This window comes from Pseudogracilibacillus amylolyticus (SeqCode) (assembly GCF_051918545.1).
In the GTDB taxonomy this organism is placed as follows: domain Bacteria; phylum Bacillota; class Bacilli; order Bacillales; family Amphibacillaceae; genus Pseudogracilibacillus.
This window is the reverse complement of the sequence record NZ_JBPPZG010000170.1, coordinates 7,316-8,776: the sequence shown is the minus strand read 5'-3', so window position 1 is coordinate 8,776 and position 1,461 is coordinate 7,316. Positions and strand designations below refer to the sequence as shown.

At 35.1% G+C, this 1,461-nt stretch carries 3 protein-coding genes; all 3 read right to left on the bottom strand.

Annotated features, from left to right (window positions below):
* Positions 1 to 152 precede the first annotated feature (152 nt).
* Positions 153 to 470: a type II toxin-antitoxin system death-on-curing family toxin gene (locus ACPYKA_RS15890; RefSeq protein WP_479543197.1), complete on the bottom strand. Its 318-nt coding sequence runs from the start codon at positions 468 to 470 to the stop codon at positions 153 to 155.
* An 83-nt stretch (positions 471 to 553) separates the two neighbouring features.
* On the bottom strand, positions 554 to 796 hold the full coding sequence (locus tag ACPYKA_RS15885; RefSeq protein ID WP_479543196.1) for an AbrB/MazE/SpoVT family DNA-binding domain-containing protein: 243 nt from the start codon (positions 794 to 796) through the stop codon (positions 554 to 556).
* A gap of 398 nt (positions 797 to 1,194) precedes the next feature.
* On the bottom strand, positions 1,195 to 1,461 hold a 267-nt coding region (locus tag ACPYKA_RS15880), incomplete at its 5' end, for a hexameric tyrosine-coordinated heme protein (RefSeq protein WP_479543195.1).

The window sequence follows — 1,461 nt, the reverse complement described above, 5'->3', positions numbered from 1 at the left end:
AATTGAACCGCCGTATACGGAACCGTATGTACGGTGGTGTGAGAGGGGCGGAAAATTAATTTTCCCCTCTACTCGATGGTAGATAAGAAGTATAAAAATTTCCTGGGCCAGTTTGTAAAGTAAATAATAAAAAGGTGAAGTGTTTTATACGTTCACCTTGTTTCCGTCCATTCTTCTATAAATTTCACTATACACTCAATTTCCGGTTTTTCGTTGACTACAAAAACGGTGTAATCTTCTGCCACTTTCTGTGGTGCTATGAACCGATACCTATTTAACCAAAGAAATAGGATGAGCAAAAATAACGCCGTTCGCTTATTTGCATTATGAAATGAATGATTTTGTGCTAAACTCGCATAAAGAGCTGCCGCCTTTGAAAAGATATCTGGATAGGCATCTTCGCCAAATGCGGATTGCTTTGGTGGTTCCAATGCATGCACTGAGTAATAAACTTCTATCTTTAACTCCAACTTGTTCTTCTGATGTGTATTTTCTAATCACGGCTTCATTAATTAATGTGACTTCTTTTTCCGTTAAATATCGGGTCATATAACTACCTGTCAGCTAGATTTCTTAAAGCATCGTCGTAGTTTTCAAATGCATATTTGAAACCTTCTAAGAAATCTTCATCGATTGGTGTAAACTTTTGAACTGAAACATTACCGTTTTCTTCCAATTTAAATTTAATTTTATCACCATGTTTTATTTCCAAATGTTTTAACACTTCCTGTGGAAGAGTTACACCTAGGCTATTTCCGATTCTGGTTACTTTTCTCTCCACTTCAAACACCGCCATTTTTATCAACTCCTTATTAATATATCCTTAATGGCGAAAATTATAACATTAATAATATGTTATAACAATATAGATATATTACAACGTGGGAGTAATTGAAAGTAAAGTTATCATTCGAAAAATCGTGAAGCCAAATGCATTATGTAAAACATCCGTAATTTCTGTAATATGAAAAAATTTTTAAAACAAACTAAAAAAGGAAATAGTACGCTGTTTTCGAGCAATTTAAAACCGTCAAAAACGTTTAAATCACAGCGTTTTTGGCGGTTGTTGGTGTCAAAGATGAGAGACCGACTAAGAACAGGCTCTCCGCCTAACGTCGGCATACCCCCTCGTGATGAGGGCATGTTTACTTTAACGATAAGCCAAGTTTTCTAAAATTGATTTAATCAAAAACTTTATTTCCAATAATTATTCGCTGCTGCAATCGTTTGAAAATGTGTTGCGGCTACTTGAGAAGCCAAAGTTAGGCTATCTGCATTTTTTGCATACTCTGTTCTCAGTTTGTCTTTAATCTCATCAGACTGTTGAGTGTATTCGACCCCTTTTCTGGCAAGTTTTAATGCAAGCTCAAATCCTTCTTGGGGAGTATTCGTTTGTAAACTAGTAAGCCAGTCTTCCATTTTTTTATCTCCTTTTCTGTTAGTAAAATAAGTATATGTTAC